General features: G+C 70.2%; 8 protein-coding genes. 3 read left to right on the top strand and 5 right to left on the bottom strand.

Annotated elements, in window-relative coordinates; translation table 11 throughout:
- The first annotated feature begins 180 nt into the window (after positions 1–180).
- Positions 181–4,620: a BREX system serine/threonine kinase PglW gene (pglW, locus tag VE614_RS00885; RefSeq protein ID WP_324930240.1), complete on the top strand. Its 4,440-nt coding sequence runs from the start codon at positions 181–183 to the stop codon at positions 4,618–4,620.
- Positions 4,621–4,649: 29 nt separating this feature from the next.
- Here the strand turns inward: pglW and VE614_RS00880 are convergent, their stop codons facing one another.
- The 3 genes from VE614_RS00880 to VE614_RS00870 are packed head-to-tail and all read right to left on the bottom strand — an operon-like array spanning position 4,650 to position 8,049.
- The gene (locus tag VE614_RS00880; RefSeq protein ID WP_324930237.1) at positions 4,650–6,134 is read right to left on the bottom strand and encodes a hypothetical protein; all 1,485 of its coding nucleotides are present in this window, start codon (positions 6,132–6,134) and stop codon (positions 4,650–4,652) included.
- Positions 6,131–7,537, bottom strand: a complete 1,407-nt coding sequence (locus tag VE614_RS00875) for a ParA family protein (RefSeq protein ID WP_324930235.1) — start codon at positions 7,535–7,537, stop codon at positions 6,131–6,133. The genes VE614_RS00880 and VE614_RS00875 overlap by 4 nt, the downstream gene beginning before the upstream one ends.
- Positions 7,534–8,049 (bottom strand): hypothetical protein, encoded by a 516-nt coding sequence (locus tag VE614_RS00870; RefSeq protein ID WP_324930232.1) that lies wholly within the window; start codon positions 8,047–8,049, stop codon positions 7,534–7,536. The genes VE614_RS00875 and VE614_RS00870 overlap by 4 nt, the downstream gene beginning before the upstream one ends.
- A gap of 164 nt (positions 8,050–8,213) precedes the next feature.
- Here VE614_RS00870 and pglX point away from each other — a divergent pair, with 164 nt between their 5' ends.
- Positions 8,214–11,951: a BREX-2 system adenine-specific DNA-methyltransferase PglX gene (gene pglX / locus VE614_RS00865; protein WP_324930229.1), complete on the top strand. Its 3,738-nt coding sequence runs from the start codon at positions 8,214–8,216 to the stop codon at positions 11,949–11,951.
- A gap of 52 nt (positions 11,952–12,003) precedes the next feature.
- On the opposite strand, the gene VE614_RS00860 is transcribed toward pglX, so the two are convergent.
- Together VE614_RS00860 and VE614_RS00855 are read right to left on the bottom strand one after the other, a co-directional pair.
- The gene (locus tag VE614_RS00860) at positions 12,004–12,195 is read right to left on the bottom strand and encodes a DUF397 domain-containing protein (RefSeq protein ID WP_324930226.1); all 192 of its coding nucleotides are present in this window, start codon (positions 12,193–12,195) and stop codon (positions 12,004–12,006) included.
- On the bottom strand, positions 12,192–13,076 hold the full coding sequence (locus VE614_RS00855; RefSeq protein ID WP_324930223.1) for a helix-turn-helix transcriptional regulator: 885 nt from the start codon (positions 13,074–13,076) through the stop codon (positions 12,192–12,194). Before VE614_RS00855 ends, VE614_RS00860 begins: the two co-directional genes overlap by 4 nt.
- A 151-nt stretch (positions 13,077–13,227) precedes the next feature.
- Here VE614_RS00855 and VE614_RS00850 point away from each other — a divergent pair, with 151 nt between their 5' ends.
- Positions 13,228–13,686 carry an ATP-binding protein gene (locus tag VE614_RS00850; RefSeq protein ID WP_324930222.1) on the top strand — a complete coding sequence of 153 codons (459 nt, stop codon included), beginning with the start codon at positions 13,228–13,230 and terminating at the stop codon, positions 13,684–13,686.
- Positions 13,687–13,817: the final 131 nt, after the last annotated feature.

The raw sequence follows: 13,817 nt of genomic DNA, 5'->3' as shown, positions 1-13,817 counted from the left end.
CTGCGAGGTTACGCGGCGCGCTCGGCTGGCACCGGTGGGTGGCTGAAAATGCCCCTGGCTCCTTGCCTGGCCGGGCTCGGCTCCCGTCCACAAACCGGCTTCCGCCGCTTCCTCTCGCGATAGGCTCGACCAGGCACTTTTGCATCGTGGTCCGTGAGGAAAGCCTGGGGAGGCCGGACGGTGACAGCACAGTCAGGCGCGTCGGCACCGGGGCCCGGCGCACCCAAGCCGGGCCCGCCGCGCCCCGCCCGGCAGTGGTTCCAGGAGCGTCCCTCGCCGTACCCGTGGGAGCAGGACGCGCTGGACCATGTGCGGGGGCTCATGCCGCAGGCCGAGCCGTTCCGCGCCTGGGCCACGTTTTCCTTCACCGCGATGTCCGGCCGCGTCAACGAGTGCGATCTGCTGATCGCCGTTCCCGCCGGTCTCTTCCTCATCGAGATCAAGGGGCATCCAGGGCAGCTCCGCAACACCGGGTCGACCTGGAACTTCCAGGGACCCGACCGCATGCGGACGATCAACAACCCGCTGCATCTGACCGACCTGAAGTCCAAGGAGCTGAAGAGCCAGCTGCAGTGGGCGGCCCGCAAGCTGGGTCTCTCGGAGCGGGTGGTCCCGCGGGTCGAGCCCGCCGTGTTCCTGTCGTCGCCCGACCTGGAAAGCCACCTGGACGAGATCCAGCAGATCAAGGTCTACGGCCGTGACGACGGCGGCAGCGGCCTGAAGCGGATCTGGCACGACTTCCTCGGTCTGCCCCCGGACCGTCCCGACCGGCGCATCACCCCGGAGTTCTCGCGGCACACCCTGCCGCAGCTGCTCAAGGCGATCGGGATCCGCCAGTCCACGGCCCACCTCCGCTTCGGTGACGCCTGGAAGATGGAGCCGCACCCGCTCGACGCCGGACCATCCTGGGAGGACCGCCTGGCCACCCGGGACGACGGCCTCGTGCAGGAGGAGGGCCGGGTCCGCATCTATCTGGTGAGCCAGATGGCGACGGAGGCGGCCCGCAAAGCCACCGAACGCGCCGCGCGCCGCGAGTACCAGGTGTTGCAGGGCATCACCCACCGCGGCATCGTCGACGCGCTCGACTACCGCGAACACCAGGGCGGACCGGCGATCCTCTTCCGCCACCGCCACGGCGATCTCCGCCTCGACCAGTACCTGGACACCTACGGCGGCAGGCTCACGCCCGAGATCCGCCTGGACCTGGTCCGGCAGCTCGCCGAGGCGGTCCGCTACGCGCACAACCGCTCGCTCTACCACCGGGCGCTCGCGGCCCGCTCCGTCTACGTGTCGTTCCGGGCCGACGGCGCCAGCCCCGAGCTGCGGATCACCGACTGGCAGACGGCGGCGCGGGACTTCGACAGCAACGCCACGTTCTTCCGTTCCATCGGCGGCTCCGCCCTCGACGCCGCCCTGATCGAGGACGCGGCCCGCGTCTACCTCGCCCCCGAATCGGACCAGCCGTACGCGGACCCCGCCGACCTGGACATTTTCGGTCTCGGCGCGCTCGCCTACCTGATCCTCACCGGCCGTCCGCCGGCCACCCAGCGCAGCGACCTGGCCGAACGCCTTCGCAGCGACGGCGGGCTGCGCCTTTTCGCGGTGGCCGACGGCCTTCCCGACGCCCTCGACGACCTGGTCTTCCGGGCGACCCGCGCCGACGTCGACGAGCGCCTCGGCTCGGCCGAGGCGTTCCTGGACCTGCTGGACGAGGCGGAACGCGCCAGCATCCTCCCGGACTCTCCGGCGGCGGCCTGCGTCGACCCGCTCGAAGCGGTGCCCGGTCAGGCGCTCGACGCCGAGTGGACGGTACGCCGCGTCCTGGGCACCGGCGCCACCGCCCGCGCCCTGCTCGTGGAGCGGGCCACGGAGGACGAGGACGGCCGCACCCAGATCGACGAGCACGTCTTCAAGGTCGCCCTCGACGAGGAGAAGGCGGGGCGGCTGCGCGCCGAGGAACGGGCGCTGCGCAAGGTCGGCGGCGGCTCCGTCGTCCAGTTGCGCGGCGAGGGACTGCGGGAGCTCGGCGGGCGGACCGTTCTGGAGCTGGAGTACGCCGGTGAGCAGTCGCTCGGCGAGCGGCTGCGCGGCAAGGGGCGGCTCAGCTACCACGACCTGGAGCGCTTCGCCGACGACCTGTTCCGCGCCCTGGACCAGCTCGCCGCCCAGGGCGTGCGCCACCGCGACATCAAACCGGACAACTTCGGCATCCAGCGCCGCAAGGACCGCACCCGCCAGCTCAAGCTGTTCGACTTCTCCCTGACGGACGCGTCCGACCGGGATGTGAAGGCCGGCACGCGCGGCTACCTCGACCCGTTCCTCGGCTCGATGCGCCGCGCCCACTACGACGACCACGCCGAGCGGTACGCCGCCGCCGTCACCCTCCACGAGATGGCGAGCGGCGAGCGTCCGCTGTGGGGCGAGGGGCAGCTCGACCCGCTGACCAACGAGTCGGCCGAACTCCACGTCGCCACCGAGCTGTTCGAGCCCGCGCTGCGCGACGGACTCACCGCTTTCTTCCAGCGTGCGCTGCACCGGGATACCGAGCAGCGCTTCGACACGCTGCGGCAGATGTGGGACGCGTGGCGTGAGGTGTTCCGGGCGGCCGACGCGACCGCGCCCGCCACGACCCCCTCCACCGTCGGCAGCCCCTCCGACGACCCGGTCGAGGCCCGCGACCGCGCCGCCGCGGCGGCCGACCTGACGACGCCGCTGGACGCCGCCGGCCTGTCCCCGCGTGCCGTGTCGGTGGCCGGCGGACTGGGCGCGACGACGGTCGGTCAGCTGCTGGACATCCAGCCGTACGCCATCTCCAAGGCGCGTGGCGCGGGAAACCTCGTCCGCAAGGAACTCAACCGGCGCCGCAGGCAGTGGGCCACCGCGCTGCGCCCGGCGGCGCCGTACGCACCCCGCAGGCAGTCGCCGGACGACGCCGCCCTGAAGCAGTCCGCTCCCGGCCACGGCGAAGCCCGCATCCTGTCGATAGACGACATGGCCGCGCTCCTCGCCCCCGAGCCGGGCCGCAAGGGCTCCCACCGTGCCGACGTCGTACGCCTCACCCTGGGCCTGCCCCCGGACGACGGCGGTCTCTCCCCGCTCGGCGCCTGGCCCGTGCAGGCCCGCGTCGCCGACCACCTGGGCATCAAGCAGACCTCCGTCTCCCGGCACCACCGGGGCGAGATCAAGAAGTGGGCGGAGGCGGACTGGCTGGACCCGGTCCGCACCGAGCTGACCGAGATCATCCAGTCCGTGGGCCGGGTGATGACCGCCGACGAGGCCGCGGCCGAACTCCGGGCCCGTCACGGCGCGGGGGCGGACACCCCCGAGCGGACGCTCGCCAGGGCTCTGGCCGTCGTCCGGGCCGCCGCCGACGCGGAAACCGCCGAACGCCCGGACGAGGATCCCGCCGGGCAGCACGAGCCCCGGTTCGCCGTGCACCGGCGCGGCGACACGGTTCTGCTCGCCGCCGAGTCCCTGCCGGGCGCGGACGACCCCAGCCCGCGGGAACTGGCGGACTACGCGGCGCTCCTCGGCCAGGCCGCCGAACGACTGGCACGGCAGGACCCGCTGCCCGGCCGCGGCGAGGTACTGCGCGTCCTGCGCTCCGTGGCCGCACCCGACGGACTGGCCCCGCTCGCCGACACCCGCCTGGTGTCCCTGGCCGCCGCGACGGCCCCCGGCGTCGCGGCCACGCCCCGGCTGGAGCTGTACCCGCGTGACCTGAGCCTGGAGCGGGCGCTGCGCATCTCCCAGGCGGGCGCGGGCGTCCGCCGGGACCGGGGGATCACCGTCGCCGAGCTGGTGGCGCGGCTGCGCGCCCGCTTCCCGGGCCTGGACCTGGTGTCGGGTTCCCGGGAACCCACCCATGTGGACATGCTGGACGCCCTGGAAGGGGCGCGCTTCGACCTCGTGTACGACGACGAGGCGGAGAAGTTCTTCCCCAGGGCGCCGGAGTCGACGGGCACCTGGAGCTCCACCGGCGCCCTCACCAGCTACCAGCCGCCCACCCCCGTCACCCGGGCCGACCGGGACGACCCGCACGGCCCGCTGCGGGAGCGGCTTGCCGCCGTGGCGGAGCGGGGCGGTTTCCTCGCCCTCACGGTGAAGGCGAACGCGTTCGCGGGAGCGGCGGAGACCGTGGCAGCCGCCTTCCCGGTCGAGGCCGTCGACCTGTCGGCCGTGTTCCTCACCGCCTTCCGCGCCCTGGCCGCCGAGAAGGGACAGGACTGGCAGAAGGTGCTGCGCGCCGACAGCCTCTCCACACCCGGCAACATCAAGCCGGGGCTGGCGTCCTTCGTCCGGGTGGTCTGGCAGCGCGTGGGGGAGGCGGTACTGGCCCGCGCCGACACGCCGCGCACCGTGCTCTTCCTCCACGACGCCGGCCTGGTCGCCCGGTACTGGGACGAGGGCGGCCACGCCTTCCTGGTCCGGCTCCAGAACGCGGCCCGCCGCCCCGCCGACGCGCCGCACGGCCTGTGGCTGCTGTGCACGGTCGAGACGCGCGCGCAGGAGCCGAAACTGGACGGCCGGACGGTGGAGGTGATCGGCGGCGACGGGGAACGGGCGCACCTGGACAAGGAGTTCCTGGATTCGCTGCGGGTGCCGGCCGGCACGGGCTGAGCGGGTGCCGGCCGGCACCGGCTGACGGCTCAGGACTTGCGGGGCACACCGCCCTTGCGGCCGATGTTGAACGCCAGCCGGTACACGTCGGGGAGGTCGAGGGCGCCGCTGGTGCGTTTGGTCAGGACGCCGAGATCCACAAGTTCCTCTATGAGCGCGAAGAGATCGTCGGCGTCACGGGGGCCGCTGCCCCCTTCACGTCCTCCCTCAGGCCCCTCGGCGCCTTCGTCGGCGGCGGCCATGTCCCGAAGGATTCCAGTAAGACCTCCCTGCTCCCACAGGAAGCGGACGTGTGACGGCTCCATGGGTACCTGTTCGCCCTCAAGCTGTCCGATCGCTGCGGCGGCCCAGCCGATGTCCTCCTTCAACTCGTTCACCCGGACCCGCGACGCCTCGTGCAGGCTCTCTCGGAGCGCCTCGTAGTGCAGCGGGTACGGCTGCATGGCGTACCGCGCCGCCGTCAGGTCCGCAGCCGTGCGCAGCGCGAGCAGCCAGGTCCTCGGGCTCACGCGTCCCTTGCCGTCCTGGAGATGATTCGGCACCCAGGTGAAGGTGTGACCCTTGCGGCGGTCGGTTCCCATGTACGGCCCAGCCAGGGAGATGAAAGCCTGCTCCTGGCACTTCTCGTCGGCGATCAGGTCGACCGGCGCGATGAATCGCCCCTCACCTTGCACCTCCCACTTGCCGTACTGCGCCCGAAACTTTTCCGCCTCGGTACTCGGATGGTTGCCCAGCCGGTGGAAAAGGAGCCCGTAGAGGTTCTCTCGGCTCCATGTCAGGTCGGCCGCGTTCGCCCCCAGTTTCGAGGCGTCCGGGAACGTCTTGGGCGCGCTGTCGTACATGTCCGGGCGTACGAAGATCTTGGCGCGCAGCGCCCCCGTGGTCAGCCGCAACTCCAGTGCCACCTGGAACAGTGCCGACACCAGCCGGTCGGCGGTCGTGCGGTCCGCGTGAAGATGGTCCAAGGCGTCGAAGAGCAGCACGCGCGTCTCGCCGCTGTCTCGGGCTTCCCGGTCGGCTTTGCCTAGCGCGTCGTCATACGCGTCTTCGTTCGCCGCGGCCCAGCGGATACGGTCGGGCCAGTCAGGAATGCTCGCGATCTCCGGTACGTCGAGCGCCATCATCACGATTGCGTGCCAGAAGATGTCATAGCCGTCGGGACCAACCACGTCCCGCAACAGCCTGGCGATTTTACGCTTACCCGGATAAGGGGTCTCACTGTTGCCGCCTGTCCTGAACCCGGTGGTGACCCGGACCCGCCGGAGCCGCGGCATCATGTATGACCGCGCGGCCACCTCCCTCAGCTCGGGATCGGTCAGCGCCTTCGCCCAGTACGTCTTGCCTGTGCCGCGCGCGCCCCGGACCACGGTCACGTCCGGGTCGAGCGCGAGGCGGTGGCTGGACGGGGTGAATAGCCGCCGCAGGTCCGGGCCGTCCGTGTCCGCGTCGAGTGCGGCACCGAGGGCCCTGGCGATCAGGGTGCGGTACTCGTCGGTGGTCGGGGCGGCGGTCATGAGGACTCCGGGGCGGGGTTCAGTTTCGGCAGCAGACGCTCCACCGTAGTAGTAAACGTCCGATACGCGGCCTCGACGAATGGCAGCTCGGGCCAGTCCCGGCTGCGCAGCGGGTCCAGCCCCACCAGGTCGTTGCCGAAGAGGATGGGGATGGGGGCGTGCGGGGCGTCGTCGTCCTCCAGGGGAGGGTGGTACAGCTCGTCGCCCTCGTCGTCCGGGCCGTCCTCGTCCGTGTCGAGCTGGTCGTACAGCGTCGAGGCGAACAGCTCCTGGGCGCGGTCGCGCAGGGCGGGCAGCCGCTTCGCGTCCCCGGCGGAATGGAACATGGCCGCCACGATCCGCAGCCGCTCCCGCAGCTCCCGGGCCAGGGCCGGACGCCGTTGCCACTGCGTGAACAGCATGCTGTAGCCCTCCCAGGTGGAGGGGTTGTCCACCGCGAACAGCAGGGCGAGCCCGCTGAGATGGGTCAGGGTGACCGCCGCGATGTCGTGCATGCCGGCCCTGCTGTCCAGCAGGACGACGTCCGGCCGCCGGGACAGCTCGGTCACCTGGTCCTCGCAGGCAGCGATCGCCTCCTCCAGCCGCGCGGCGAACGGCCGGTCCCCGTCACCGGGGTTGAGCCCGGCGAGGTCGCTGTAGATGCGGTTCAGCTTGGCGAGGTAGTCGTACGGCTCCCCCTCCAGCGGCGAGCCGCCCGCGGGCGCCAGCCACACCTCTCCGTTGCCCTTGAAGGGTAATGCGGAACTGCGCGCCACCAGCTCCAGCCCGTCGGCGTTGCCGACACCGCCCTCGATCAGGTGGTCGACGATGCCGTGGCGGGGGATGCCGGCGGCATCCTCCAGCAGGTTTGAGACGCCCGGTGACTCCAGGTCGAGGTCCACCACGAGCACGCAGCGGCCCGTTCCGGCCAGGTACCGGGCGAGGACGGCGGTGGCGGTGGTGCGCCCCACCCCGCCCTTGAAGCCGTACAGCGCCACCCGCCGGTCCCGGCGCCGGGAGGCTCCGGCGGACGGCGCGGGGGTGCTCCGTGCCCAGTCGGTGCCGATGACGGTCCGCTCCAGGACGTGCACACTGCCGGGCCCGGTTCCGGTGGCCTGCCGGGGAGTGACCTCCACGCGGTCGTCGGCGTCGAAGTACAGCTCGGGCGCGAAGAGCTTGTCGCCGAAGAGGAGAGGTTCCAGCCCGGTGAAAGGGCGCGTGGCGGCGGTGAACGCGTCCCGGAGAACCACCACGGCGGGGTCATCGGGCGCGAGGGGGCTTTGCCGGTCGTCGATGAGGAGGCAGGCCCGGCCGAGCACGTCCCGGGTGACGACGACGTCCATGCCGAACTGCGCCGCAGCCTGCTGGGCGTGGTCGAGGGCGGCCTGCCAGGCGGTGTCGAACCGCACGGGGGAACGGCTCATGCGTGGGTCCTCGTCCCCAGAATGCTCGCCTGCTCATGCGCGGCGATGAGGTCGTACGCGGCTTTCAGATGACGGTCGAGAGCGGCGTCGGAAATCGTGGTGCCGTCGCAGTACCGGTCCCCGACGTCCCAGCCGGCGAACGGGTTCTTCCAGATGAGCTGCGTGAACAGTGCGCCCGATCCGCCTCCCCGGCGGCGGTGGGCGACGGCGGTGAGGTGTTCCCACAGCTCGGGGAGGTGCCCGTGTTCCTGCGGTTTCCTCGTCCGGTTGCCCGGGGCGCCCTTCACGGTGGCCACTTCGGCGTTCTCCAGCCGGTTTCGCGTGTTGAGCCGGGAACCCAGGAAGTCGGCCAGGATGGCCTTGATGCCGCATTCCGCCGCCAGCCCGGCCAGATGATCGGCGGATATCCGCAGGTCCTTGGCGGCGGCCAGCGTGGCCGCGCGATAGTGGTTCCTGCTCGCCGTCGCGAATGCGGGCGGCGGCGGTGTCGCGGAGGGTGTCGAGGCCGTCACGACGATCACTTTAACGAGTCGATCAAGAGGGCTGCGGGGGCTTTTCCCAGATCGCGACGGACCCTGGGCCGTCGTACGGAGGCGCTGGTGCGGCAGGATGGGAGGTCCGGTCCGCGGATGACGCGGTGGGGCGCTGACGCGGTGCAGGGAGAAGGAAGCGAAGAGTGACGGTGACGACTACGGGCACGGACAAGGCGGCCCTGCTCAAGGACCTGAAGAAGCTGGTCGTCGCACTGGAGGACGACCTGCGGGTCCGCAGCGAGTCCGAGGAGGAGTTCCGCACCCGCCTGGACCGCGAGTGGCGCGAGGCCAAGGAGGCCCGGCGTACCGCCCTGTCCTACCCGGCCTGGCGCGACGAGCGCGTCACGCAGGCCGCCGTGGCGTGGGTACTGGGCTGTGTCTTCGTCCGCTTCTGCGAGGACAACGGCCTGATCGACGAGCCGTACCTCGCCGGCCCCGGCGAACGCCTCGCCGAGGCGGAGGCCCGGCACGAAGCCCACTTCCGCACTTACCCGCACCACAACAACCGCGACTGGATCATCGAGGCGTTCCGCCACCTGGCGAGCACCAACGAGACGGCCGCCGGCCTCTTCGACGAGCGGCACAACCCGCTGTGGGGGCTGACCCCCGGCTACGAGACGGCGACGGAACTGCTGATGTTCTGGCGCCGCTGGGGCGCGGACGGCGAGATCCGCTACGACTTCACCGACCCTGAGTGGGACACCCGTTTCCTCGGTGACCTCTACCAGGACCTGAGCGAGCACGCCCGCAAGACGTACGCGCTGCTCCAGACCCCCGAGTTCGTCGAGGAGTTCATCCTCGACCTGACCCTGGAACCGGCGGTCGCCGACGACGGGCAGGGCTTCGGTCTCGACCCCGTGTGGACCGGCCCCGACGGCCGGGAACGCCGCGGCCTGCGCACCATCGACCCGGCGTGCGGCTCCGGCCACTTCCTGCTCGGCATCTTCCACCGCCTGCTGGACAAGTGGCGCCAGGCGGAACCCGGCACGGACGACTGGACACTGGTGCGCCGGGTGCTGGAGTCCGTCCACGGCTGCGACAAGAACCCCTTCGCCGCGAGCATCGCCCGCTTCCGCCTCCTGGTCGCCGCGATGCGCGCGGCGGGCACGCGGAGGCTGGCGGACGCGCCGCCGTTCCCCATCAACGTGGCCGTGGGCGACTCGCTGCTGCACGGGCGCGGAGCGCAGGGCAGCCAGACCGACTTGGAGACGCTGCTCGCGGAGGCGGTCGTGGGGCGCGAAGAGGGGGAGACGTACGCGTACGCCACGGAGGATGTCTGGGAGTACGCGAGGAAGGTCGACCTGCTGGGGCGGGGCTCGTATCACGTGGTGGTGGGGAATCCGCCGTACATCACGGTGAAGGACAAGCAGGAGAACGAGAACTACCGGGCGGCGTACGACGCGTGCGCGGGCACGTACGCGCTGTCGGTGCCGTTCGCACAGCGGATGTTCGAGCTTGCGGTGAAGGGGCCCGGCGGGCGGCTGGGCGGCGGTGGGTTCGTAGGGCAGATCACCGCGAATTCGTTCATGAAGCGGGAGTTCGGCAAGAAGCTCATCGAGGTCGTCTTCCGGAACCGGGTCGAGCTGTCCCACGTGATCGACACGTCGGGTGCCTTCATTCCGGGGCACGGTACGCCGACGGTGATTCTGGTGGGGCGTAACCGGGTTCCGAGTCCGGAGCGGACGGTGCGGGCGGTGCTGGGTGTGCGGGGGGAGCCTGCCCAGCCGGAAGAGGCGTCCCAGGGGGCCGTGTGGCGGGCGATTGTCGAGCAGGTGGGCAAGCCGGGGAGCGAGTCGGAGTGGGTTTCGGTGGAGGATGCGGCGGCAGTCGCATACTCCGCACACCCCTGGTCTTTGACTGGTGGTGGGGCAGGAGACCTGTTCGCCATTTTCGAGCGGGCGCGCGTCAAATTGTCGGATGTGTTGCTTGAAGGTGGTCGGACTACGCATACGGGTCTGGATGATGCGTTTTATCTGCCGCGCTCCGCTGTGCACACCCGTGGCCTAGCGCACGGATGTGTCGCCGTAGTTCGAGGTGAAGGGCTGCGCGATTATGTCCTTTCGGCCCCGATGCAGACCTTCTTCCCCTACTCGAAGGAGGGAGATTTGCGCCAACTTTCTCCACGCGAGGAGCAGTTCCTCTGGCCCAGCCGAACCGTACTGCGGCAGCGCATGGACTTCGGTGAAACGCCAGAGGAGAGAGGACTGCGTTGGTTCGACCACAGCATGTTCTTTCCGCGTCGCTTCCGGAGTCCGCTCTCTGTCGCTTTTCCATTTGTGGCTACGCACAACCACTTCGTGCTGGACCGGGGCGGCAAGGTGTTCAACCGTACTGCTCCAGTGATCAAGCTCCGCGAAGGGGCTTGTGTTGATGAATATCTGGAGTTGTTTGGACTCCTCAATTCATCGACCGCGTGTTTTTGGCTGAAGCAGGTGAGTCAGTCCAAGGGGAACGGTGGTATTGGTGGCGGTATCTCGGATGAGCTGTGGGAGCACCGTTTCGAGTTCACCAGTACCAAGCTGCAAGAGTTCCCCCTCCCAGCCAAGCTCCCGCGCCACCTCGGCCGCATCCTCGACGCCCAGGCACAGAAGCTCGCCGAGTTCGAGCCCTCGGCCGTGGCCGCAACTGTCGTGCCCACGCGACAAGCGCTGGATGACGCCGAAGCCGCGCACGCTGAGGTCCGCCGTCGCATGATCGCGCTGCAAGAGGAGCTGGACTGGCAGGTCTACGGTCTCTACGGGCTGCTCACCGACCGCGAGGTCGCCCGGACCGTGACCCCCTCACCCGACCCAGAGACCATCCCCGAGGTCAAGCTCGGCGAGCGCGCCTTCGAAATCGTCCTCGCGCGGAAAGCCGAGGCCGGGGAGGTCGAAACCGCCTGGTTCACGCGCCACGGCTCGACCCCCGTCACCGAGATCCCCGCCCACTGGCCCGACTGGTACCGGGAGATCGTCCAGGCCCGTATCGACCTGATCACCAGCCGCAAGGACATCGCCCTCATCGAGCGCCCGGAGTGCAAGCGCCGCTGGGCGACCGAGCCGTGGGAGAAGAAGGAACGCGCCGCGCTCCGCACCTGGCTGCTGGACCGCTGCGAGGACGAGGACCTGTGGTTCGAGGTGCGTGACGGGCTGCGCCGCCCCCGGACGCTGACCGTCAACAACCTTGCCGACCGGCTCGGTTCCGACCCCGACTTCACCTCAGTGGCCGCGCTCTATGCCGCAGACCACCTGAAGAAGCCGGACCTCCCCCTCGCGCAGATCCTCAACGAGATCATCGCCGACGAGCACGTGCCGTACCTCGCCGCGATGCGCTACAAGGACTCCGGCCTGCGCATTCGCCGCGAGTGGGAGAAGGTCTGGGAGAAGCAGCGCGAGGAGGACCGTACCGGCACACGGCTCGACATCGACCCGCCGACCAAGTACAAGTCCTCCGACTTCCTCAAGCAGTCCTACTGGACCCACCGCGGCAAGCTCGACGTCCCCAAGGAACGGTTCATCTCCTACCCGGACGCGGGCCCGGACAGCGACTCCACACTGATGCTCGGCTGGGCCGGCTGGGACCACAAGGACCAGGCCCTGGCCCTCACGGATCTGATCGACACGCGTGTCAGGAATGACGCGTGGGGTGCCGACCGGCTCGTCCCCCTGCTCGCCGGACTGCGTGAGGTCATGCCGTGGGTGCACCAGTGGCACAGCGCGTACGACGACGAGTGGGAGAGCTCACCGGCAGAGGACCTGGAGGCGGAGTACCGGAAACTGCTGCGCACACACGGCGTGAGCGAGGCGCAGATGAAGGACTGGCGTCCGGTACGGAAGACACGCGGGCGGAAGGCCGTACCGCGTCGGGAGACGACCGAACAGCCGGAGCTGGACGACGCGTAGAGCGGGCAAAGGGGAGAGCCAGAGTGCTCTCCCCGAGCTGCCGACCGACGACTCAGCGGGCGGTGCCGGACGCGTGCGCGGTGAACGCCGACCAGGCCGTGGGGGACATGCGCAGGGGCTGAATCCGAGTGTCCTTGGAGTCGCGAACGTGCACAGCCTGCGGGGCCAGGGCCACCTCGACGCAGTTGCCACCGCCACCGCCGCTGTAGCTGCTCTTGAACCAGACAAGTTCGGTGCTGCTCATAGCGCTCCTCGCATCTGCTCCAACAGGCTCGCGGTGTCCGTCCGGCTGAGTGCCTGCGAGCGCATCTTTCCATAGCGGCGGAGCATCGCACTCACGAGTTTCGGGTCGGTGACGAGAGCGCTGGTGTCGTGCGCTTCGACGTATCCCACCCACTTGTTGTCCTGAGATTCCGCAAGGTACTGCGGCCCCTCGAACCCTGAGTGGTCTTCCTGGCGCAGCGGCATGACCAAGATCTCAACGTTACGGCGACGGCCCTGCTCCAGCAGGTTGTCGATGAGCGCGCGAGTGACCTCACTACCTCCCAACCGGCGTCGCAGCAGCGCCTCTTCGATGACGAAGGAGAACTCGGTGTTGGGGCGTTCGGCCAGCAGGCGCTGTCGTTCCAAGCGGGCGGCAACCTGCCGCTCGAATTGCTCCTCGCACAGAGGCGGCAACCTGCGGTCGAAGATGGCCCGGATGTACGGCTCCGGCTGCAACAAACCGGGGATCGCGCATGCTTCGTACGCATACAACGACACCGCCTCCTCCTCGATCCCCGCCCACTGCCGGAACCACGACGCCAGCCCCGCCCGCCGCGTAAGGCTCCGCGCCGCAGCGGCCAGCACCTTGGCCGCAGCCGCCCCGAGCGCCGGTTCCGCTCGTGACGGCAGATCGCTCGGCGGGAACCTCTTACCCTGCTCGATCTTGGCGACGTAGGCCGCGGAGTACTGCACCCGCTGGGCGAAATCCTCCTGGGTGAGCCGGGCCTCCTCCCGCAGCGCCTTCAACACCGCGCCGAAAGTCTTGAGGCTGTCGGACAGATCGTGCTCTCCGTTCGAGCCACCGGCACCACCGACACCCCCGCCCCCGCTGCCGACCCCGCCGCCGTTGTCCGTAGCCATGCAGCCGCCTCCCCGTGCACCGTCACACACCGAACCCGCCCCTATGGATACGCAACGTGATTGACCCAGTCCACCGAGTGAACCAGTACAGGCGAATCTGTATCAGCGTCGGCCCTGTTGGCGGGGCCGTGACGGCGGGACCTTGGTCCGCATGCCGACGCCGCAGACCCAAGTCACCGTCACCGTACGTACGTTCGCCCAGCGTTTCTCCGCGACCCGCCGCGGGGCGCGGCTCGCCCGCAGGCTCGCCGCGCACCAACTGGACGTGTGGGGCGTACCCCACGGCACGTCGGCGTCGGACGCCGTCGTACTGATCGTCGCGGAGCTGAGCGCCAACGCCGTGGTGCACGGACGCGTAGCGGGGCGCGACTTCGCGCTGCGGCTGGTCCACAGGCCGGCCGCCGCGCTCGTACGCGTCGAGGTGTCCGACACGCATCCCGCCCTGCCCGTGTGCCTGGCCCCGTCCGCCGACGCCGACGGGGGCCGGGGCCTGCTCCTGGTCGGCGCCCTGGCTTCTCGCTGGGGTGTGACGGAGCGCACCGGGCCGGGAAAGACGGTGTGGGCGGAGGTGGACCTCCCGGGAAGGGCCCCCGCCGGACACCCCGCGTGAGCGCACCCGGCCACCCACCCCCAGACGATCACCCACCGTGATCCCCCACCCTGAAGGTGTGACGATCTCCCCTCCCACTGTCGGACCCACCTGGCAAGATGGACGTCGCGCCAACGCCTGAGGGGGGCGCT

Origin of the sequence: Streptomyces sp., assembly GCF_035645055.1 — a bacterium.
Classification (GTDB): Bacteria; Actinomycetota; Actinomycetes; order Streptomycetales; family Streptomycetaceae; genus Streptomyces.
Note: the sequence above shows the minus strand (reverse complement) of the source record. Positions and strands in the feature narration are given on the sequence as shown.